This window comes from Leptolyngbya sp. BL0902, assembly GCF_016403105.1.
Classification (GTDB): Bacteria; Cyanobacteriota; Cyanobacteriia; order Phormidesmidales; family Phormidesmidaceae; genus Nodosilinea.
In genome coordinates, this window is record NZ_CP046155.1 from 3,434,988 (window position 1) to 3,454,931 (window position 19,944).

18 protein-coding genes and 1 tRNA gene are annotated in these 19,944 nt (G+C 58.2%); 8 read left to right on the forward strand and 11 right to left on the reverse strand.

Annotated elements, in window-relative coordinates; all coding sequences use genetic code 11:
- Window positions 1-22: 22 nt before the first annotated feature.
- The 6 genes from GFS31_RS15205 to GFS31_RS15230 form a co-directional block, all read right to left on the reverse strand.
- Complete coding sequence (locus GFS31_RS15205) at window positions 23-343, reverse strand: hypothetical protein (RefSeq protein WP_198805644.1); 321 nt, start codon at window positions 341-343, stop codon at window positions 23-25.
- Window positions 344-398: 55 nt separating this feature from the next.
- On the reverse strand, window positions 399-872 hold the full coding sequence (locus GFS31_RS15210; protein WP_263974850.1) for a hypothetical protein: 474 nt from the start codon (window positions 870-872) through the stop codon (window positions 399-401).
- 50 nt (window positions 873-922) lie between these two features.
- Window positions 923-1,441 carry a hypothetical protein gene (locus GFS31_RS15215; RefSeq protein ID WP_263974851.1) on the reverse strand — a complete coding sequence of 173 codons (519 nt, stop codon included), beginning with the start codon at window positions 1,439-1,441 and terminating at the stop codon, window positions 923-925.
- A 44-nt stretch (window positions 1,442-1,485) separates the two neighbouring features.
- Window positions 1,486-2,661: a beta-ketoacyl-ACP synthase gene (locus tag GFS31_RS15220; protein ID WP_198808243.1), complete on the reverse strand. Its 1,176-nt coding sequence runs from the start codon at window positions 2,659-2,661 to the stop codon at window positions 1,486-1,488.
- Entirely contained in the window at window positions 2,636-3,394 is a 759-nt protein-coding gene (locus tag GFS31_RS15225; protein ID WP_225907440.1) for a peptidylprolyl isomerase, read from the reverse strand. The genes GFS31_RS15220 and GFS31_RS15225 overlap by 26 nt, the downstream gene beginning before the upstream one ends.
- Before the next feature lie 139 nt (window positions 3,395-3,533).
- The gene (locus GFS31_RS15230; RefSeq protein WP_198805645.1) at window positions 3,534-4,100 is read right to left on the reverse strand and encodes a photosystem I assembly protein Ycf4; all 567 of its coding nucleotides are present in this window, start codon (window positions 4,098-4,100) and stop codon (window positions 3,534-3,536) included.
- A gap of 359 nt (window positions 4,101-4,459) precedes the next feature.
- Between GFS31_RS15230 and psbD the strand changes: the two genes are divergently transcribed.
- From psbD to GFS31_RS15250, 4 genes are all read left to right on the forward strand, one after another.
- A complete protein-coding gene (psbD, locus tag GFS31_RS15235; protein ID WP_198805646.1) occupies window positions 4,460-5,518 on the forward strand; it encodes a photosystem II D2 protein (photosystem q(a) protein) in 1,059 nt (352 codons plus the stop codon).
- The gene (gene psbC / locus GFS31_RS15240; protein ID WP_198805647.1) at window positions 5,502-6,884 is read left to right on the forward strand and encodes a photosystem II reaction center protein CP43; all 1,383 of its coding nucleotides are present in this window, start codon (window positions 5,502-5,504) and stop codon (window positions 6,882-6,884) included. Before psbD ends, psbC begins: the two co-directional genes overlap by 17 nt.
- Window positions 6,885-7,082: 198 nt before the next feature.
- Window positions 7,083-8,630 carry a bifunctional phosphoribosylaminoimidazolecarboxamide formyltransferase/IMP cyclohydrolase gene (gene purH / locus GFS31_RS15245; RefSeq protein ID WP_198805648.1) on the forward strand — a complete coding sequence of 516 codons (1,548 nt, stop codon included), beginning with the start codon at window positions 7,083-7,085 and terminating at the stop codon, window positions 8,628-8,630.
- A 228-nt stretch (window positions 8,631-8,858) separates the two neighbouring features.
- Window positions 8,859-11,162, forward strand: coding sequence for a DUF3488 and DUF4129 domain-containing transglutaminase family protein (locus tag GFS31_RS15250; protein ID WP_198805649.1), 2,304 nt, complete (start codon window positions 8,859-8,861; stop codon window positions 11,160-11,162).
- 123 nt (window positions 11,163-11,285) lie between these two features.
- Here GFS31_RS15250 and bioD read toward each other — a convergent pair whose 3' ends face one another.
- Entirely contained in the window at window positions 11,286-11,990 is a 705-nt protein-coding gene (bioD, locus tag GFS31_RS15255; protein ID WP_198805650.1) for a dethiobiotin synthase, read from the reverse strand.
- Window positions 11,991-11,992: 2 nt separating this feature from the next.
- A complete protein-coding gene (gyrB, locus tag GFS31_RS15260) occupies window positions 11,993-13,933 on the reverse strand; it encodes a DNA topoisomerase (ATP-hydrolyzing) subunit B (protein WP_198805651.1) in 1,941 nt (646 codons plus the stop codon).
- A 149-nt stretch (window positions 13,934-14,082) separates the two neighbouring features.
- Between gyrB and miaA the strand changes: the two genes are divergently transcribed.
- Window positions 14,083-15,063, forward strand: coding sequence for a tRNA (adenosine(37)-N6)-dimethylallyltransferase MiaA (miaA, locus tag GFS31_RS15265; RefSeq protein WP_198808245.1), 981 nt, complete (start codon window positions 14,083-14,085; stop codon window positions 15,061-15,063).
- 56 nt (window positions 15,064-15,119) lie between these two features.
- Here miaA and GFS31_RS15270 read toward each other — a convergent pair.
- A tRNA-Ala gene (locus tag GFS31_RS15270) sits at window positions 15,120-15,192 on the reverse strand.
- 313 nt (window positions 15,193-15,505) lie between these two features.
- Here GFS31_RS15270 and GFS31_RS15275 point away from each other — a divergent pair.
- The 3 genes from GFS31_RS15275 (at window position 15,506) to GFS31_RS15285 (ending at window position 17,173) form a co-directional block, all read left to right on the forward strand.
- A complete protein-coding gene (locus tag GFS31_RS15275) occupies window positions 15,506-16,582 on the forward strand; it encodes a RuBisCO accumulation factor 1 (protein ID WP_198805652.1) in 1,077 nt (358 codons plus the stop codon).
- 80 nt (window positions 16,583-16,662) lie between these two features.
- Complete coding sequence (locus tag GFS31_RS15280) at window positions 16,663-16,869, forward strand: hypothetical protein (RefSeq protein WP_198805653.1); 207 nt, start codon at window positions 16,663-16,665, stop codon at window positions 16,867-16,869.
- 82 nt (window positions 16,870-16,951) lie between these two features.
- Window positions 16,952-17,173: a DUF2283 domain-containing protein gene (locus GFS31_RS15285; RefSeq protein ID WP_198805654.1), complete on the forward strand. Its 222-nt coding sequence runs from the start codon at window positions 16,952-16,954 to the stop codon at window positions 17,171-17,173.
- Between the two features lie 129 nt (window positions 17,174-17,302).
- Here GFS31_RS15285 and GFS31_RS15290 read toward each other — a convergent pair whose 3' ends face one another.
- Both GFS31_RS15290 and GFS31_RS15295 read right to left on the reverse strand, forming a co-directional pair.
- Window positions 17,303-18,493, reverse strand: coding sequence for an HNH endonuclease (locus GFS31_RS15290; RefSeq protein ID WP_225907441.1), 1,191 nt, complete (start codon window positions 18,491-18,493; stop codon window positions 17,303-17,305).
- Between the two features lie 213 nt (window positions 18,494-18,706).
- A complete protein-coding gene (locus GFS31_RS15295) occupies window positions 18,707-19,879 on the reverse strand; it encodes a pyridoxal phosphate-dependent aminotransferase (protein WP_198805655.1) in 1,173 nt (390 codons plus the stop codon).
- Window positions 19,880-19,944 lie beyond the last annotated feature (65 nt).

The following is a 19,944-nucleotide window of genomic DNA, read 5'->3' on the forward strand; positions in this document are numbered from 1 at the left end:
AAACGTCCCAGTCTAAAGTCAATCAACTATAATACTTGCCCTCAAAATCGGAGGTGATTTCCCACCAGATTTGGGCCAAATACTTTTGGGCCGTTGCCCCCAGAGTTGCCCCCAGCGCAAACAACCACTGGGCAAAGCTGCCCCCGGCTTTTTCGGCCTGTTGTTCGGCCTCTTTCATAAAGCCATCGCTGAATTTCACCCATAGAGCAGTGCATCCCGTCAAAAATGAAGTGATAACGGCTTGGGGCCATTGTTGAGTCAAGATGGCATGGAGGGTAAGAAAGAACCCTAATCCCGAAGGAGTCCATTTGAAAAGCGCTTGAACGGGCTTGGATACTGACATGGGCGCAATTCCGGCGGCATTTTCCCTATGGTATGCTCACCCTCCAGTCTTGTCCTCATTCTGGCTCCCGATCCAACACCTGCTGATACTCCTCAAGCTGCGCCAAGGCCAAAGCTAATTCTCGTCGGTGGTCGTCGGTGGGGTCGAGTTGATACCGGACTTGCGCCGCAAGGCATCGTACTTGGAGTCGATCTCGTCGAGCCGTTTCGAGGTCTCGTCGAGCCTCGCGTTCTCTTGCCTCAGCTTCTCTTTGTCTTGCCTCAGCCTCTCTTTGTCTTGCTTCAGCCAAGCGGTTTGTTTCTCGATTTCGACGGTTCCACTCAACGCCGAAATTAGCCAGTGTAGCCAAGAGGGCCGCCACGGTGAATCGGTTGCTCCAAAGGCGGGGGTTGGCGATGAATCCGAGGAGGGGGAAATCTTGGACATCGTAGAACCGTAGAAAGGCAATGGCGAGGGTCAGCACCGCCAGGGTGGTGGCGGGTAGTAGCGATAGAAAGTTCAGCCAAACTGGGCGGGTGAATAATCCCATTCTAACGGACACGTTTTGTTGCCCAATCTTAGGCGGTGCCGAAGATGCATTCAACCGTTGAATGGCGGAATGTTGTCAGCCGAATCCCGATCCAATACCTGCTGATACTCCTCAAGCTGCGCCAAGGCTAGGGCTAATTCTCGTCGGTGGTCGTCGGTGGGGTCGAGTTGATATCGGACTTGCGCCGCAAGGCATCGTACTTGGAGTCGATCTCGTCGAGCCGTTTCGAGGTCTCGTCGAGCCTCGCGTTCTCTTGCCTCAGCCTCTCGGTCTCTTGCCTCAGCTTCGCGTTTTCTTGCTTCAGCCTCTCTTTGTCTTGCTTCAGCCAAGCGGTTTGTTTCTCGATTTCGACGGTTCCACTCAACGCCGAAATTAGCCAGTGTAGCCAGGAGGGCCGCCACGGTGAATCGGTTGCTCCAGAGTCGAGGGTTGGCGATGAATCCGAGGAGGGGAAAATCTTGGACATCGTAGAACCGCAGAAAGGCAATGGCGAGGGTGAGCACTGCCAGGGTGGTAGCAGGCAGTAGCGATAGAAAGTTCAGCCAAACTTGGGAAGTGAATAGCCCCATTCTAACGGAGTGTTGTGTTGCCCAATTTTAGGCCAAGCCTACTATCAAGCAACAGGGGGTAGACCCAGGGCCAACACGGCATTTTGTCCCCCAAAGCCAAAGCCCATGCAGAGGGCGGTTTTCACCTGGGCAGAGCAGCTGTGGGTGACGACATTGGGATAAATCGGATCGCCCAGCAGACCCACATTGGGCGGCAGGCGTTGATGTCGAAGCACTAGACAGCACAGGATAGCCCCGATGGCTCCCGATGCGCCGAGGGTGTGACCTGTGGCTCCCTTGGTGGAACTGATGGGCGGAAGGTGAGGGAGGCATTGGGAAATCAACGCCGCTTCGTGGGCATCGTTGAGATGGGTTCCGGTGCCGTGGGCGTGGATGTAGTCAATATCCTCCGCCGTGAGGCCACTACGGCGAAGACACTGTTCCAGGGCCAAACGACTGCCCCGCTGGTCAGGATCTGGGGCCGTGAGGTGGTGGGCATCGGCGCTGAGTCCGGCTCCTAAAATGCAGCCATAGGGTTGGATTTGGGGACGTTGGGCTAGGGATTGGGCCGATTCCAGCACCAAAATGGCGGCTCCAGCCCCCAGGGCCAAGCCTTCCCGCTGGGGGGAAAAGGGATAGCAGCCCGTGGGGGCCAGGGCTCCCAGTCGGTCAAATCCAGCGAGGGTAAGCGGCGTGATGGGATTTTCCCCCGCGCCCACGATCACCCGTTGGCATTGTCCCCGCCGAATCAAGTCGGCCCCCTGGGCAATGGCCACCAAACCCGTGGCACAGGCCGCCATTGGAGACAACACTGGCCCCGTGGTTCCCAACAATTGCGCGACCCCGGTGGACGCCATGGCGGGTAGAGTGTTCAGCCAATTCTGGGGTTGAACGTTCTGCGTAAGATAATCCTGAGCCAGAACTTCCCACTGGGCCTGAAAGCCACGACTGGAGCCAATTACTACGCCGCAATCGGCATCAGGGAAGGGAAGTTGGGCATCCCTAACGGCTTCTGTTACGGCCCGTTGCAGCAAATCGGCTAGAGGAACAATGCCGCCTTCCACCATCCCCAAGGGTAGAGGGGGCAAGTCTGGAAAGGGCTGCTGCGGGGTTAATCCCGATTTTCCCAATAGCAAACGCTCCCAAGTTTCCGACACCGAGGAACCTAGGGCTGTGACCAACCCTAGGCCCGTGACAAAAACCGGGGTGGCTAGGCTAGGGCTGGGTGCTGGTCTGGAGATTGTCTAAGCCCTCCACCACCCGCGCCGACTCGATTCGATCCCCCTGCTGGATAGCGTCTACCACGTCCATGCCTTCGGTGACGGTGCCAAAGACGGCATAGCTACCGTCTAGGAACGGCAGATCCGCGAGGGCAAAGTAGAACTGGGCCGAGGCCGAATCGGGAGCCTGGGAACGGGCCATGGCCACGGCTCCACGGGCATGGGTGAGTTGCGGCGCTTCGGCAATGCGAGCCTCTTCAAAGGTTTGGCTGTAGACGGGCTGTTCGGCTCCGGCGGGCTTGATTTCTAGGGGAATGTAGCGAGGCGCGTTGGTGTCGGGATCCACAAAGCTGCCTGTTCCATACATCTGCGCCGGAACGCTGGGGTCGGTGCTTTGGGGGTCGCCGCCTTGCACCACAAAGGGCTGAGGTTCCCGTACTACCCGGTGAAAGGAGGTGCCATCGTAGACGCCCCGGTTCACCAAGTCTACAAAGTTGCCAGCGGTGATGGGGGCTTCCTCGCCGTTCACTTCAATCACAATCGTGGATCCGTTGACCACCATTTCCACCGTGGCCTTCCCGTTCAGAACAGGCAGACCTGCGGTAGAAGGCATCGCCATCGTGGTTTCCGTGGGGGCCGGAACGGCGCTATCTGCCGTCCCCGCGTCTCCGGTGGGGGGAGCGGTGCAGGCTCCAGCCCCCAAAATCAGCATCGCCGCGAGGGTCATGGAAAGCAATCGGGTGTTCAATCCCATTGAAATTCTTAACTCCGTTAATAGACAGACGGGTAATCAATAGACGGGGCTCATCCCCAGATTGGTTCATCGCGCCCATCAACCCGGACAACCGATGACCGATTCCCCATGTTAAAGAGTTTGGGCCGAGTTGTGGGCTCTACAGCCCTTCTAGGGGCACCTGCAAGAAGCGGGCGAGTTCGGCCCCTTGGTTTTCCAGTTCCGAGAGGGGAATGGGCTGACCGACGCGGGTGAGGGGGATATCGGGACGACCCTTCAACCGTAGGTATAGCGCCCGTTTGGGGTTGAGTCCTTCCTTGATATCGACTCGAATGGCGGTGACATCGGTGAGGGGCTGATCAATTTCGATGCGGCGATTTTGGCCGAAAAATCCGCTGCGGACAATGCGTACCCGTTTGCTGGCCTTGTCAAATTCGTTATAGCCGCCGCCCACATCCAGGGTAATCACCAGCCACAGATAGCTGGCCAAACCCAGGGCCGCAAAGCCATAGAACCCCATGGCAATCCCTTGGGGAATAAAAATCAGTTGAGTTGGATCCGAAAAGGGCAGCAAGTTAATTTGAAGGAAGCTAGACAATCCGGCTAGCAGAAAACCCGCCCCGCCGCCCGTCAGCACAATCGCCCAGAAGATATTGCTGGGACGACGCGCCCCTAGGACGGTTCGCTTCAAAGATTGGGACTCGCGGGAGGACGCAGAGGCAGTCATGGTGTTCAACGGGTAAAAGTCCTAAATGATATCGATTGAGTTGCGCGATGGGCGAATGCCTTGGCCATTACCAGCATAGACCGAGAGGCTTCCTGAGAATTTACGTATCAGATTGTAAAAAAATGGAACACTCCTTATCATAAATAGAAACCTGGCTCCCGAAGCCCAGCTTCGCCGGACAGGGTTTATCTCAGGCAAGGGATCACGGCGGCGAGTAAAGATTTATTCTCTCTAAGCCCTAATATCTGGAATACTGATAGCTATTACCTTGCCCTGAGGCAACGCTCTCTCAAGGATTCCTATGGATCCCAAAAGAGCCGAACCCGTATGGACTAGATGTCATAGAAAGAGGATTTGACATGACCATAGCAATGGGGCGCGCTCAGGCTCAACGGGGATGGTTCGACGTCCTCGATGACTGGCTGAAGCGCGATCGCTTTGTATTTGTGGGCTGGTCTGGCATCCTGCTGTTCCCCTGCGCCTATCTGGCGGTGGGCGGCTGGCTGACTGGCACCACCTTCGTCACCTCCTGGTACACCCACGGCCTCGCGTCGTCCTACCTGGAAGGGGCTAACTTTTTGACCGTGGCCGTTTCGACCCCGGCCAACAGCTTGGGTCACTCCCTGCTGCTGCTCTGGGGTCCCGAAGCCCAGGGCGATTTCGTCCGCTGGTGCCAACTGGGCGGCCTGTGGAGCTTTGTGGCCCTGCACGGTGCCTTCGGTCTGATCGGCTTCATGCTGCGTCAGTTTGAAGTGGCCCGTCTGGTGGGTCTGCGGCCCTACAACGCCATTGCCTTCTCCGCGCCGATTGCGGTGTTCGTCAGCGTGTTTCTGATGTACCCCCTCGGCCAAAGCAGCTGGTTCTTTGCCCCCAGCTTCGGTGTGGCGTCCATCTTCCGCTTCCTGCTGTTCTTCCAAGGCTTCCACAACTGGACCCTCAACCCCTTCCACATGATGGGCGTTGCTGGGGTACTGGGCGGTGCGCTGCTCTGCGCCATCCACGGGGCCACGGTGGAGAATACCCTGTTCAAGGACGGCGAGAATGCTAACACCTTCCGCGCCTTTGAACCCACCCAGGCCGAAGAAACCTACTCCATGGTGACCGCCAACCGTTTCTGGTCTCAGATTTTTGGGATCGCCTTCTCCAACAAGCGTTGGCTGCACTTCTTCATGCTGTTTGTGCCTGTGACGGGCCTGTGGATGAGTGCCGTGGGCGTGGTGGGTCTGGGTCTGAACCTGCGGGCCTACGACTTCGTCTCCCAGGAAATCCGGGCGGCGGAAGACCCTGAATTTGAAACCTTCTACACCAAGAACATTCTGCTGAACGAAGGTATCCGGGCTTGGATGGCTCCCACCGACCAACCCCACGAAAAGTTTGTATTCCCCGAAGAGGTACTGCCACGTGGTAACGCTCTCTAGTAATTCCTTTATCGCGGGGCGCGACCAAGAGTCCACCGGGTTCGCCTGGTGGTCTGGTAACGCCCGTCTGATCAACCTGTCTGGCAAGCTGCTGGGTGCCCATGTGGCCCACGCTGGTCTGATCGTATTCTGGGCCGGGGCCATGACCCTGTTTGAAGTGGCCCACTTCGTTCCCGACAAGCCTCTGTATGAGCAGGGCTTCATTCTGCTGCCTCACCTGGCCACCCTGGGCTGGGGCGTTGGCCCCGGCGGTGAAGTAATTGACACCTTCCCCTACTTTGTGGTGGGTGTGCTTCACCTGATTTCCTCCGCTGTGCTGGGTCTGGGTGGTGTGTACCACGCCGTGCGTGGCCCCGAAGTGCTGGAAGAGTACTCCTCCTTCTTCGGCTACGACTGGAAAGACAAGAACCAGATGACCAACATCATCGGCTACCACCTAATCCTGCTGGGTTGTGGTGCCCTGCTGCTGGTGCTGAAGGCTTGCGTCTTCGGTGGCGTATACGACACCTGGGCTCCCGGTGGCGGCGATGTTCGCGTCATCACCAACCCCACCCTCAACCCCGCTGTGATCTTCGGCTATCTAACCCGCTCCCCCTTCGGTGGTGAGGGCTGGATCGTCGGCGTGAACAACATGGAAGACATCATCGGTGGCCACATTTGGATCGGCCTGATCTGCATCGGTGGTGGTATCTGGCACATTCTGACCACCCCCTTTGGCTGGGCTCGTCGCGCCTTCATCTGGTCTGGCGAAGCTTACCTGTCCTATAGCTTGGGTGCGCTGTCCCTGATGGGCTTCATCGCCTCCTGCTATGTGTGGTTCAACAACACCGCCTACCCCTCCGAGTTCTACGGCCCCACCAACGCCGAGTCTTCCCAGGCTCAGGCCATGACCTTCCTAGTGCGCGACATGCGCCTGGGTGCCAACATCGGTTCCGCCCAAGGCCCCACGGGTCTCGGTAAGTACCTGATGCGCTCCCCCACGGGTGAGATCATCTTCGGTGGTGAAACCATGCGCTTCTGGGATTTCCAAGGCCCCTGGCTGGAGCCCCTGCGTGGCCCTAACGGCCTTGACCTCGACAAGCTGACCAACGACATCCAAGATTGGCAGGTGCGCCGCGCCGCTGAGTACATGACTCACGCGCCCAACGCCTCCATCAACTCTGTGGGTGGCGTGATCACCGAGATCAACTCTGTGAACTTCGTGAACCCCCGTCAGTGGCTGTCTACCTCCCACTTCGTGCTGGGCTTCTTCTTCCTGGTCGGCCACCTCTGGCACGCGGGTCGCGCTCGTGCGGCTGAAGCGGGCTTCGAGAAAGGCATCGACCGCGAAACCGAGCCTGTGCTGGCTATGGGCGACCTCGACTAATCCTTGAGGTTCACCCTCAAGCGAGTCTAGTTATGGGCTCTTACAGCCTGATGACATAACTGATAGCCCTTGTCCTAGGACAGGGGCTTTTTTGTCCCCTATCCCCGCTTTTGTGGGCCTGCGGCCACCCAGGACAGGACTTTCTGGCAAGCTTTTTCGATATAGTAAGGGCTTGCAGAAACGTTGGGGTTAAGGATCATGGCACGGCTGGCACTACTGAGCGTATCGGACAAAACGGGCCTAGTGGAGTTGGCCCAGGCGCTTGTCAACGAGTTTGGGTTTGAGATTGTCAGCAGCGGTGGCACGGCTCGCGCCTTGGCGGAGGCAGGGCTTCCCGTCACCAAAGTGTCGGACTATACGGGGTCGCCGGAGATTTTGGGCGGACGGGTAAAGACCCTGCATCCCCGCATCCACGGCGGCATTCTGGCGCGGCCCGACATGGCCCAGGATGAGGCCGATCTCGCCGCCAATAACATTCGCCCCTTTGACCTCGTGGTGGTCAACCTCTACCCCTTCGAGCAAACCATCGCCAAGGCAGGCGTCACCCTGCCGGAGGCCATCGAGCAAATCGACATCGGTGGCCCCACCATGGTGCGGGCAGCGGCCAAGAACCATGCCTATCTGACCATTCTTTGCCAACCTAACCAGTACGCCGATTATCTGGAAGCGATGCGGGCTAATCAAGGTCAGGTGCCGCTGAGCTTCCGCCAAGCCTGCGCCCAGGCCGCTTTTTGGCACACCGCCAACTACGACCAAGCCATCGCCACCTACCTCACCCAGGCCAATAGCGAAGGCGAAGGAATGCCGACCCAGTGGGCCATGATCGGCCAGCAGCACGCCACCCTGCGCTATGGCGAAAACCCCCACCAAAGCGCCGCCTGGTATCGCACCGGAGCAACGGCCACGGGCTGGGCCGGAGCCGAACAACTCCAGGGCAAAGAACTGAGCTACAACAACCTGGTGGATCTGGAAGCTGCCCGCCGCATCATTGCGGAATTCCCCGACGACCAACCCGCCGCCGCCGTGCTGAAGCACACCAACCCCTGCGGCGTGGCCATGGGCGACAGCCTCGCCACCGCCTACCAACGGGCCTACGACGCCGATTCCACCTCGGCCTTTGGAGGCATCGTGGCGCTGAACCGGGTGATTGACGCCGACACCGCCCAGCAGCTTACGGGCACCTTTCTGGAATGCATCGTTGCCCCCGGTTGCGATGCGGCGGCACGGGAAATCCTGGCCAAAAAACAAAACCTGCGGGTGCTGGTGCTAGAAGATCTGCTGACCGGGCCACAGCAAGCGGCGATGGCCATTGCCGGAGGCTTTTTGCTGCAAAACCCCGACACCCTCCGCGACGACCCCGCCACCTGGCAGATCGTCACCGAGGCCAAACCCACCGAGGCTGACCTGTCCGAACTGCTGTTTGCGTGGCGCGTGGTGAAGCACGTTAAATCCAACGCCATTGTGGTGACGAACCAGCACCAAACCCTCGGCATCGGTGCAGGCCAAATGAACCGGGTTGGCTCCGTCGGCATTGCCCTCACCCAGGCCGGGGACAAGGCCCAGGGCGCGATCCTCGCCAGCGATGGCTTCTTCCCCTTCGATGACTCCGTTCGCACCGCCGCCGCCGCTGGCATTCGCGCCATTGTGCAACCCGGAGGCAGCCGCAAGGACGACGACTCCATCAAAGCTGCCAACGAACTGGGCATCATCATGGCCCTCACCGGAGTGCGGCACTTCCTGCACTAGGCAAGTTTTTCGCAATTTACCTGAACGATGCCCTATCCGCGGTGTGGCAGGTGGCCAGCCAGAGAGTGCAAGCGGCCCAGGCCAAGTTATAACAGACTCCATCCCCAGCAAATCCAGGAAACCAAGCGAGCTCCCTGGGCCAATATCACCCCCCGCCCCCATGCGGGCTGTTTCCTAGGCAGTTAACCCCTAGGCTAGGATGGAGGCGTTGCGCGTGTTTGATGCCCTATGGTTCCTACCCAGTGGTTGGCCAACAGCCGTTTAGCCCTGCCCACAAATCCGGTGGAGGTTGAGGATTCAATCTTGCTGCGGACGTTAGTGCAGGGCTTAGTAACGGTGGGCATTGCCTCGGTAGCGGTGGCGGCGGTGGGGGTCACGCAGGCATCGCTCTGGAACTTGCTGGCGATTCCCCTCAGCGGGGTGGGGGCCTGGGTGAGCTGGCAGCGGCGGCGCAAGCGCAACATTACCCTCAAGTTTGCCATTGCCCTGGGGATGCTGATTGCTCTGGCCGCCTTCTTTTCGCGGATTATCCAGGAACCGGGAGATACCCGCATTATCCTGGCGGAACTCCTAATTCAGCTCCAGGTGCTCCACAGCTTTGACTTGCCCCGCCGCAAGGATTTGGGCTACTCGATGGTGATTGGCCTGATTTTGCTAGCGGTGGCGGCCACCATTAGCCAAACCTTTTCCTTTGCGCCAATGCTGCTGCTATTTTTAGCCTTGGCGCTGCCCATTCTGGTGTTGGACTATCAATCGCGCCTGGGGTTGAAGCCTGCCCCCTGGCGGCAAATGCGGGTGGGGCCAACGTTGCGGCAATTTCTGGTGATGATGGGTATCACCGTTAGCCTGGGGCTGGTGATTTTTATCTTTTTGCCGCGTCTGCCGGGGTATCAAATTCAAAACTTTCCGGTTAGTTCCACCATTGATATTGATGAGGGTTTTGATGGTCAGTCGATCATCAATCCGGGCTATCTCAACGATGCTGGCCAGGGGGAACAGGGCTTTGGGGAAGGCGGCGGCGGCACGATTCAGGGGCGAGGCCAATCCACAGGGCCAGGGAATGTAGATAGCACCTTCTACTACGGCTTTAACCAAACCATGAACCAAAACCTGCGCGGCACCATGACGCCCCAGGTAGTATTGCGGGTGCGTTCCCAGGCCCCAGGGTTTTGGCGGGTGCTGGCCTTTGACCGCTATACCGGGCAAGGCTGGGAAATTTCTCGCAACGAAGAGGTGCAAACCTTACCCCGGTCTCGCTTTGCCAACAAAACCCTGCTGCCCATTGAGCCCACCCTCAACCGCAGCCGGGAGGTGGTGCAGACCTACACCGTGGTCAACAGTTTGCCAAACCTAATTCCGGCCCTAGCCCAGGCGCGGGAACTGTACTTCCCGACCCGTGAGGTGGCCATTGATCGGGAGGGAAGTCTGCGGTCGCCCGTTGGCCTAGAGGAGGGGATTACCTACACGGTGGTATCGCGGGTACCCTTTCGAGATCGATCCCTGCTGCGCGAAGCGGCAACGGAATACCCTGCCGAAATTCGTCAGCACCATCTGCAAGTGCCGGAGGCCATTCGTGACCGCGTTCGCCAACGTACCGAGGAACTCCTAGCCACCTCCCCCACCCCCCTCACCGATCCCTACGAAAAAGCCCTCTACTTGGCCCAAGCCCTCAAACAGCGCTACACTATCCAGCCTGACCTGCCCTTTTTTGCCGACGATCAAGACTTAGTCGAAGCCTTTTTGTTTATCACCCAGGGCGGCTACCCCGACCACTTCTCAACGGTGCTCACGGTGATGCTGCGCTCCATTGGTATTCCAGCTCGCCTCGTGGCAGGGTTTGGTGAAGGCCAGTTCAACCCCTTCACCGGGTTTTATGTGGTGCAAAACACCGATGCCTACGCCCTCACGGAGGTCTACTTTCCCCAGTACGGCTGGTTTGGGTTTGACCCCATCCCCGGCCATGAGCTGCTGCCCCCCAGCCTGCGCGAGTACGAAACCTTTAGCACTGTGCGCCAGGTGTGGAACTGGGTGGCGGGCTGGCTTCCCTCCCCCGTGTTGAGCTGGCTAGACGGTCTGCGACAGCTTGCAACGGAGGCGATGGTCTTTGTCCTTCGCGCCCTAGGCGGGCTGTTTCGCCTAGGCTGGGTGGGGATTGCCCTAGGGCTGGCCGGAGCCACGGCCCTCGCTTTTGTAGGCTGGCTGGCTTGGAACTGGCTGCGGCTGGGCTGGCGACGGTGGCGATGGCGGCAACTGCCCCCTACCGAGCGCCTTTATCAACAAATGCTGACCTGGTTGGAGGAACAGGGCCACCCCAAGCGCCCCAGCGAAACCCCCTCGGAATATAGCCAGCGCCTATATCAGCAAATCCACGCCACCCAGGCCCAGGCCGCTGGAGAAATTGCCCAGGCCTATGTGCGCTGGCGCTATGGTGGAGAAGCCCAGAATGCGACCTATCTCGCTGAAAAACTCACCCTCATTCGCCGTAGCTATGCGGCCCAAAATCGTCCCCGCTGGCGATTGCGTCAGGGCTAAAGGCATCAGGCCCTGAGGTTTTCCTAGGAAGACTGAAAAACCAGAGGCTCTGCCCGCCAGACGACACCACCTCCAAGCGACCGATCCGGTCAGTCGGGGGACGGCTTGGCGGCGGCCAAGGAGTCATCGCATTGCAGGTTGAGTGGTTCCCAACGCGTCCAGATGAAGCCCCTGGGCTGCTTGGGCCAGAGATTCTAGGGATTCGGGGTTTTCTAGGTAGGGGCACACCCCGAGGACGGGAGTCTGCGTGAGTCGGGTGATCATCTCGGCGGGTGCCCAGCGTTCAAGATCCTCTGGGCTGAGGGGATGATTGCAGTTGAGAATGATGCCGCGCAGGTCAACCTTTTGTTGACGGGCGAGGGCCACGTTAGCCACCGCCTGGGCGATGGCTCCCAGTTTCACAGGCACTACCAGCACTACCGGAAGGTGCCATGCCGCCGCTAAATCCGCTACGGTCATTTCGTCGGTAACGGGGGATCCAAGTCCGCCCAAACCTTCTACCAAAACGCGATCATGGGTTTGAATCAGGGTTTGCAGCCGATTCCAAACGACGCCTAGGTCAATGGGGCGCTGCTCTAGGGCGGCGGCGAGGGGCAGAGCCAGGGGAGCCTCAAAATACTGGGGGGCGATGGCATCGAGGGGCAGATCCGGGAAAAAGACCCGCTGGTAGAGTTCGCGATCTCCCTCCCCGGACTGTAGGGGCTTGAGGATGCCGATGGATTGCTGGGGATAGTATTTTCGCCAGTAGGCCAGCAGGGCACTTGTCACCACGGTTTTGCCCACCTCGGTGTCGGTGCCTGTAATTAACAGCGCATTCAAAGCAACCATGGCTAGATATCCAAATCCGCTAGCTTCATTTTGGGGCCGTAGGTTTCGATGAACTCGCGGCGGGGGGCCACCCGATCACCCATCAGAATCGTAAAGATCCGGTCGGCCTCGGCAGCGTCTTCAATTTCTACCCGTTTCATGGTGCGAGTGGTGGGATCCATAGTGGTTTCCCAGAGTTGCTGGGGCATCATTTCCCCCAAACCCTTAAACCGCTGCACGGTGTAGTTGGCGTTGGCCGGAAACTCGTTTTGAATGAGCTGTTGCAGCTCCCACTCGTTGTAGCAGTACCAATGGTTGCGGCCCCGCTCTACCTTGTACAAAGGCGGGCAGGCGATGTAGACATAGCCCTGATCTACCAGTTCCCGCTGGTAGCGGTAGAAGAAGGTGAGCAGCAGGGTGCGAATGTGAGCACCGTCTACGTCGGCATCGGTCATCAGGCAGATGCGGTGGTAGCGCAACTGCGACATATCGAATTCTTCGCCCTTGATGCCTAACCCTAGAGCGGTAATTAACGCCTGGATTTCAGTGTTTTTATAAATCTTGGCATCGTCGGTTTTTTCGATGTTGAGGATTTTACCGCGTAGAGGCAAAATGGCCTGAAAACGACGATCTCGACCCTGCTTTGCACTCCCACCTGCAGAGTCGCCCTCGACGATGAAAATTTCTGATTCGCTGGGGTCGCGGCTGCTGCAATCCGCCAGCTTACCGGGCAGGGTGGAGGATTCTAGCACCGACTTGCGGCGCACCAGTTCCCGTGCTCGTCGGGCAGCTTCGGCGGCGTTGAAGGCTTGGATGGCTTTTTCGAGGATGGAATCCGCCACGCCGGGGTGGAAGTCCAGGTACTCGGTCAGGGCTTCGCCGACGAGGGAATCCACGATGCCGCGCACCTCGGTATTGCCCAGCTTGGTTTTGGTTTGGCCCTCAAATTCAGGATCGGGTACCTTTACCGACACAATGGCCGTTAGCCCCTCGCGGATGTTTTCCCCGGCCAGGTTCGATTCGGCATCCTTGCGTTTGTTGCGCTTGCGGGCAAAGTTGTTGAGGGTGCGGGTCAGCACCGCCTTTAGCCCCTCTAGGTGGGTACCGCCGTCGATGGTGCGAATGTTGTTGGCAAAGCCCAGCAGGTTGTCGGAGTAGGCATCCACACACCATTGCAGCGCCGCTTCCACCTGCACCCCGTCGCGCTCGGCGGCAATGTGGATGATCTCATCATGGATGGGTTGTTTATCGTGGTTGATGTAGGCGACGTATTCGGTGATGCCGCCCGCATAGTGGTAGGTGGAGACCCTGGGCTGATCGGACTTCAGCAGTTCCAGTCGATAGTCGGTGAAAACAATTTCAATCCCGGCGTTGAGGTAGGCCAGTTCTCGCAGGCGACCGGAGAGAGTGTTGTAGTCGAACTCGATCCCGGTGGTAAAAATTTGGGTATCGGGCAGAAAGGAAACCGAGGTACCGCGCCGCTTTTCGGTCAGCGGCGTGACAACCAGTTCGCCCATGGGCACACCCCGTTCGTAGCGCTGTTTGTGGGCCTTACCCTCACGCCACACGGTCACTTCCACCCATGCCGACAGGGCATTGACCACGGAAATACCCACCCCGTGCAGACCGCCAGATACCTTGTAACCGCCGCCACCAAACTTGCCCCCGGCGTGGAGCACCGTCATCACCGTTTCTAGGGCCGACTTGCCCGTGCGGGGGTGAACGTCGGTGGGAATGCCGCGCCCGTCGTCGGTGACACTGACGGAACCATCGGCATTGAGGGAAATATCGATGCGCTTACAGTGCCCTGCCAGCGCCTCATCGACGGAGTTATCAACAACCTCGTACACTAGGTGGTGAAGGCCGCGCGGCCCCGTGCTGCCAATGTACATCCCTGGACGTTTACGAACAGGCTCAAGCCCTTCCAGTACTTGAATCTGATCGGCACCGTAATCGGTTGTCATTCGGGTACGCTCCAAAGGTGGGCTTAAATGGGGGCCTGAACGGGCTTATAAGCCACCTGCTTAACAGACAGGCCAAAACGCCCTGAAATTATAGCACAAACCCGTCACAGAGGATTCTAAAGCAGACTGAGATGCAGATTGATCTGGGGATGGAACCCACAAAATTTTCGGTTGTAGAACCTAGCCCATTTTCAGGGAATTTTGTTGATTCAAGTGTACCATTTTTGCTGGTGATCGGCGGCGCAACGGCCACGGGAAAATCTGGATTAGCGATGGCTTTGGCCAAACGCCTCAACGGTGCGATTCTGAGTGCCGATTCCCGACAAGTATACCGAGAGTTTGATATTGGCACCGCCAAACCGTCCCAGGCTGACCAAAATCGGGTGCCCCACTATTTAATCGACCTCTGCGACCCCACCGAAACCCTCACCCTGGCGGAGTATCAGCAGCAGGCCCAGGGATTGATTCGTCAGTTTCACCAGGCTGGGAAATCTGTTCCCCTGCTGGTGGGCGGCACCGGACTTTATATTGATGCCATCGTGAAGGGACTGAAAATTCCCCCCGTGGCCCCTCAACCCGCCCTGCGACAGCAAATCAGCGATCTCGGCCAGTTCCACGCCTACGCGCTGTTGCAATCCCTCGACCCCGCCGCCACCCAGCGCATCCATCCCAACGATGCCGTTCGCACCGTCCGCGCCCTAGAAATTTTCTATGTCACCGGGCAAGCGCCCTCGACCCTACAAGGGGAGAATCCGCCCACCTATCCGATTCTGTACCTAGGGCTAGATGGCGACCCTGATACTCTGCACCGCCGCATTGCCCAGCGTGCCCACGCCATGATTGAGATGGGCCTTGAGGAGGAGGTGCTCCATTTAGCCAAAAAGTACGGCTTTGATCTGCCCTTACTGCAAACTCTGGGCTATGCCGAAATGCTGCCCTACGTGCGGGGTGACATTGCGCTCAACACGGCCATTGAGGCCATCATTCTCCACACCCGGCAGTTTGCCAAACGTCAGCGCACCTGGTTTCGCAATCGGGCCACGGTGCAGTGGTTTAACCTAGGGGCAACCGATTTAGTTGATCAGGTGTGGAACTGGCTGCTGGCAACCGAGTTATTAGAGGTCAAGTAGGGCTGATGGAAGCACCCTAGGGCTTACCCAAGACGTGACGTTAGTGTTTCTAAGAATGGAGCTAAGCGGATTCGAACCGCTGACCCCTTGCATGCCATGCAAGTGCTCTACCAACTGAGCTATAGCCCCTTGTGCGCCTAGCGCATCATCAATAGTGGCCTAAGAGGGGGGCACTCGTCAACCCCATTTTTGGGCAAATTTTGCGGTTAGTGGTGTGGTGGCTCCTTGGGTGATTCATCCCGCCGAAACGTAGGCCCCGTTTTCGGGCGCTGGCTGGGTTCCAAAGCCTCGGGCTAGAGAGTGAGTCTAGGTGTTTGGCCAGACTTGACCCAAGGGTGTTCCAAGAGTTTGCCCCAAGTTTTGCATCGGGTGAGGCGGCAGGCCGTCATCCGCGATAGAGTCAGGAGAGAGAAGCGTGATCCTGTCCAATCGGTTATTGACTATGGTGTTTTCTGGTTCTGCCCCCGTCCCCGATGCTGAGGCCGTGCAGGATATTTTGCTGCGGCTGCGACGCAAGCAGGGCACCTGGGTCGATTGGGCGCAGGGGTGTCAAGCTTTGCAGCGGGCTAAGTTTACTCCCCAGCAGATTTTTGAAGAAACGGGCTTTGAACCCATCCACCAAAACCAAATCATGGTGGCAGAGCAGGTGTATCAGTCCATCCTCAAGGTGGGGGTGACGGAGGCGACCCAGGCCCACTTTACCGAGCGGGGCAGCGATGCCCTCTACGAACTGCGGATTCTTTCCCAGACGGATCGGGCCAGCGTGGCGGATTTTGTTCGGCGGCACGGGCTGGACTCTGAAGAGGTGCGCGACCTAGTAAAGCCCATCAAGGAGTACAGCTACCGTAAGGAAAATCCTCCCGGCTTTGGCGATGGCCCCGGCGAGGCGGTGGCCTTTCACTTTTGGAAGCTGGCCCGCCAGAAGGATGATTTGCAGGATCGTTCGCGCCTGATTGCCCAGGGCTTGCGCTTTGCCGAAAGTGCCGAATCGCGTCAGCAGATTGAGCGACTCCTGACTGATTTTACGGTGGTCAAAGCCCGTACCGCCCCCCGTCTGCCCCTCTACCGGATTGAGTCGGAAAGCGAACTGCCTCGGGTGATTCCGGTGGTGGGGCAACTGCCGCTGTCGGTGGATGACCTGAAGGCCGTCCCGGTGGCCTTACCGGAGGATCCCTTTGGCCTGGTGAGCGCCACGGGGCCAAGCGCCTGGGCGGCGGTTCCTGGCTGGCAGGTGATTTTTCGGGCCGAAGACCCGGTGGGGTTGCTCACCCAGGCTAACCAGTTGCCCAATATGCCCGCCGATGCCCCCAACGAAATGGTGCTGGTGGTGGTGGATCGGGCGGATCGTACCTGGCATGAAGACAGCTATTTTCTTACCGATGAAGACAGCCAGTTGGGGTTGGTGTGGTCAGAAACGCCGCTGGAGGGCGGCATCCTAGGTCGGGTGATTTTGGTGCTGCGGCCCAAGCGCATTTTGGACGAAGACTACAACCGGGAACTGTGGCAACTTGAGGAATAGGGCCGCTCATCCCTTGCCGTGAGCCCCCTTTGAAATACGTCCCCTTAAAACCGAAATTCCATCAATGACAGGAGCGAATTATGGGCATTGAACGACGGATGTCGCGGGCGATGTTTGCCCCCACAGAAATGGTTGAACTGCGGCAGACTTGCTTTACGCCGGGACGTCTGTTTGAGCCCGGAAAGTATATCGTTGGCGACCTGCCCGATATCGCCTTTGAGATGGGTCTGGTGGATAAACTGCCCCCGGTACGAGGCAAAAGTGAGGAGATTGATCCCCAAACCTAGGGCGGGGTGATTCGTTCAGGAAAGGCCGTATGATGAAGGGCGGCGATGCCACTGTTTTCACCCTTAGCGGGCCGTTCTCTCCATGAAGATTACCTACGATCCAGAACGCGACATTTTACAAATTGCCTTCAGCAGCGGCGACATTGACGAAACGGCCCGTCTTTCGCCCAATCTCATCCTCGACTACGACGACGATGGCCATGTGCTAGGCATGGAAATTCGGCAAGCTTCCCAGCGCGTGGAAAGCCCCATGACCGTCTGCTTCACCGTTGGCCCTGCCAACATGGACAAACCACCGATTTAACCCACCGCTCTGCCTAGGATGCCCCCAAGCTGCTGGGGCACAATGCTGGCTAAAATGCCCGCCAGACTAGGGTTCTGGTGGATAGCACGTCAGCGATCCGTCGTTTAGGAGCCAGGGTCAGAGGCGGGGCTATCCGGCCTCGGAGGGGAGTTGTTTAGCACCTGGAATGATTGCAGGGAAGGCCACTTGCCACCACTGTTTAGCTTCCTCTGAGGCAGCCTGGATCATGGCATCACCTAACCGAATAGCCTCAGCGTATTGACGTTCGGCCTCTTGCCCCAAGCCGCCTGCCTCTACATGGCGAAGAATGGACTGGACAATGGGCAACGCAATGCTGATGCCAAACAGGGTATTAAATCCAGCCATCACTGCGGGGGCAGATAGCAGAACGGTCAACTCTGGAAAAAGTGCTATGGCAGCCACCAGAATCAGAAAGAAAATGGGTGCTGCAATACCAGCACTGACGGCTGCATCTGTGACCTTGCGGCGAAATTCTTCGGCGGTAATGTCTCCTCGGTAGAGATCAAGGGTGTGGGCCAGGGCTGTAACCAGGGCTTGGGTAACTATGGCCGTTCCTGTGGACGCAATTCCCAATTTGGCGATGGTGGTCGAGTTCTTGAGGACAGAATCTACCGCATTGGCAAATCGGATATAAATCTGTTCTTGCCCAGTCATCGGGTTGGCCCCCCGCCGTAGATTGGCCGTACCGACCTCCCAGACAATGTTGCTGGCTTCATTCCCTCCACCTTGGGCATGGGCACGAATATGACTACCGTGCTTATCGGCCAGGAAAATCCGCATATCGCGTTCACTGGCTCCCAGCTTAGATGGGCCGGGGATTTTGTTGAATAACCCCATAACATCGGCTTCAGTACGCGGGGTATCTCCCGCCCGAACGCCAGCCGTCTGCATCCGTCGCGCCAATTTGGGCATCTCTTGGGCTAGCTCTTGGGCTGTACGGGGCAGATCTTTTAGGGCTTGGGTAACAACTAGGCCAGAGGTGGCGGCTCCGGCCACAGCGGCTTGCCAGGTTGTGATGGCATCGCCAATATCTTGCCATGACAGATCTCGAACAGCGGTCTGAGCTTGCTGCTTGGCCTGGGCGAACTGTTCTGGCGCTTGGCTCAGCGTCTCCAGTCCTTTTTGCACCGTTTCTTGGCCCAGGGATTGTATTTGCTGGATTGGCCTTGTGCCCGTTGCGGTTGCTTCGTCGAGGGCGGTCTTAGCCGCTTGGGTCGCTTGACTCACCTGATGCCCCAAGGATTGGGCCGACTCTGCTGCTGCGCTCGATAGTTGTTTCGCTTTGTCAAACAGGTTCATAGGGTTGAGTCCTCAAGAAGTCCCATGGCTTGGAGTCGTAGATCTAGGATGCCCAGGCTGCCGCCGTAAATCACGATGCCAGCATTACCCCGGCGTTCTAGGGCCACCGGGAGATTGAAAAGAAGAGGTGAGCCCAGAGTCCTGCGTTGTTTGATAGCGATGGGTACGCTCGGCTACCTAGGCAACAGCAGCCTCATCAGCGGGATCTGAAGCCTATAGCCCGCCCACAAACTGGGCAAGGCGACTCATCCCTTCTTCGATGGTGGCCATATCGGTGGCGTAGGACAGGCGAATGGTGCCCTCGGCTCCAAAGGCAATACCAGGGATGGCGGCGACGTATTTTTCGTCGATCAGGCGGTTACAGAACTCTAGGGACGGAATACCGAGAGCCTGGATGTCAATATAGAGATAGAAAGCTCCTTCCGGCTCACCGCAGCTTAGCCCTGGAATTTGGCGGCAGCGGTCGATAATGACCTGACGGCGTTCTGCAAAGGCTTTGCCCATAATTTCGATGCAGTCCTGGGGGCCTTCTAGGGCGGCGATAGCGCCGTACTGGGCAAAGGTGCAAACGTTGGAGGTGCTGTGGCTTTGAATAGTGCTGACCGCCTTGATGATGGGCTCTGGCCCCGCCAGGTAGCCCAACCGCCATCCGGTCATAGAATAGCCCTTGGCAAAGCCATTGCTAATGATGGTGCGCTCGAATGCCGCAGGGGAAACGGCCCCAATGCTCCGATGAGTCGCGCCGTTGTAGAGGATTTTTTCGTAGATTTCGTCGGAGACAACCCAAATATCCGCCGCCACCACCACCTCCGCTAGGGCGGCGACTTCGGCAGGAGAATAGACCATCCCCGTGGGGTTGGAGGGGGAATTGAGCACAAACAGCTTGGTTTTGGGGGTAATCGCCTGCCGCAGTTGATCGGGGGTAATGCGATAGCCTTGCTCGGCGGTGGTGGGCACAATCACCGGAGTACCGCCCGCCAACTGCACCATCTCAGGATAGCTGACCCAGTAGGGCGCAGGGATGATCACCTCATCGCCCTCCTCAATGAGGGCCATGATCAGCCCGTAGAGGGAGTGCTTGCCGCCGTTGGTGACAATGATATTTTCTGGGCCATAGCAGAGGTTGTTGTCCCGTTGCAGTTTGCTGGCAATGGCTTGGCGCAGGGCAGGTTCTCCGGCGGCGGGGCCGTAACGGGTTTTACCTTGATCAAGGGCAGCTTTGGCGGCAGCTTTGATGTGGTCGGGAGTATCAAAATCGGGTTCCCCGGCGCTGAAACTGCATACGGGCAACCCTTCCGCTTTCATGGCTTTGGCCTTGGCCGCAATGGCGAGGGTCATGGAGGGAGTAACGCGCGTCACACGGCTAGCAAGGGCAAGCGAAGGCATGGCCAGAGCAGTAGATAAACCAACATTTCACCTAGGGTAGCGTCGTTCTGGCTATTTCTACCGCC

What these genes read in the sequence shown, in the direction of transcription:
- GFS31_RS15205 (WP_198805644.1), bottom strand. Translation starts at nt 343, where the DNA reads ATGTCAGTATCCAAGCCCGTTCAAGCGCTTTTCAAATGGACTCCTTCG.
- GFS31_RS15210 (WP_263974850.1), bottom strand. Translation starts at nt 872, where the DNA reads ATGGGATTATTCACCCGCCCAGTTTGGCTGAACTTTCTATCGCTACTA.
- GFS31_RS15215 (WP_263974851.1), bottom strand. Translation starts at nt 1,441, where the DNA reads ATGGGGCTATTCACTTCCCAAGTTTGGCTGAACTTTCTATCGCTACTG.
- GFS31_RS15225 (WP_225907440.1), bottom strand. Translation starts at nt 3,394, where the DNA reads ATGGGATTGAACACCCGATTGCTTTCCATGACCCTCGCGGCGATGCTG.
- GFS31_RS15230 (WP_198805645.1), bottom strand. Translation starts at nt 4,100, where the DNA reads ATGACTGCCTCTGCGTCCTCCCGCGAGTCCCAATCTTTGAAGCGAACC.
- psbD (WP_198805646.1), top strand. Translation starts at nt 4,460, where the DNA reads ATGACCATAGCAATGGGGCGCGCTCAGGCTCAACGGGGATGGTTCGAC.
- purH (WP_198805648.1), top strand. Translation starts at nt 7,083, where the DNA reads ATGGCACGGCTGGCACTACTGAGCGTATCGGACAAAACGGGCCTAGTG.
- GFS31_RS15250 (WP_198805649.1), top strand. Translation starts at nt 8,859, where the DNA reads ATGGTTCCTACCCAGTGGTTGGCCAACAGCCGTTTAGCCCTGCCCACA.
- bioD (WP_198805650.1), bottom strand. Translation starts at nt 11,990, where the DNA reads ATGGTTGCTTTGAATGCGCTGTTAATTACAGGCACCGACACCGAGGTG.
- gyrB (WP_198805651.1), bottom strand. Translation starts at nt 13,933, where the DNA reads ATGACAACCGATTACGGTGCCGATCAGATTCAAGTACTGGAAGGGCTT.
- miaA (WP_198808245.1), top strand. Translation starts at nt 14,083, where the DNA reads ATGGAACCCACAAAATTTTCGGTTGTAGAACCTAGCCCATTTTCAGGG.
- GFS31_RS15275 (WP_198805652.1), top strand. Translation starts at nt 15,506, where the DNA reads ATGGTGTTTTCTGGTTCTGCCCCCGTCCCCGATGCTGAGGCCGTGCAG.
- GFS31_RS15280 (WP_198805653.1), top strand. Translation starts at nt 16,663, where the DNA reads ATGGGCATTGAACGACGGATGTCGCGGGCGATGTTTGCCCCCACAGAA.
- GFS31_RS15285 (WP_198805654.1), top strand. Translation starts at nt 16,952, where the DNA reads ATGAAGATTACCTACGATCCAGAACGCGACATTTTACAAATTGCCTTC.
- GFS31_RS15290 (WP_225907441.1), bottom strand. Translation starts at nt 18,493, where the DNA reads ATGAACCTGTTTGACAAAGCGAAACAACTATCGAGCGCAGCAGCAGAG.
- GFS31_RS15295 (WP_198805655.1), bottom strand. Translation starts at nt 19,879, where the DNA reads ATGCCTTCGCTTGCCCTTGCTAGCCGTGTGACGCGCGTTACTCCCTCC.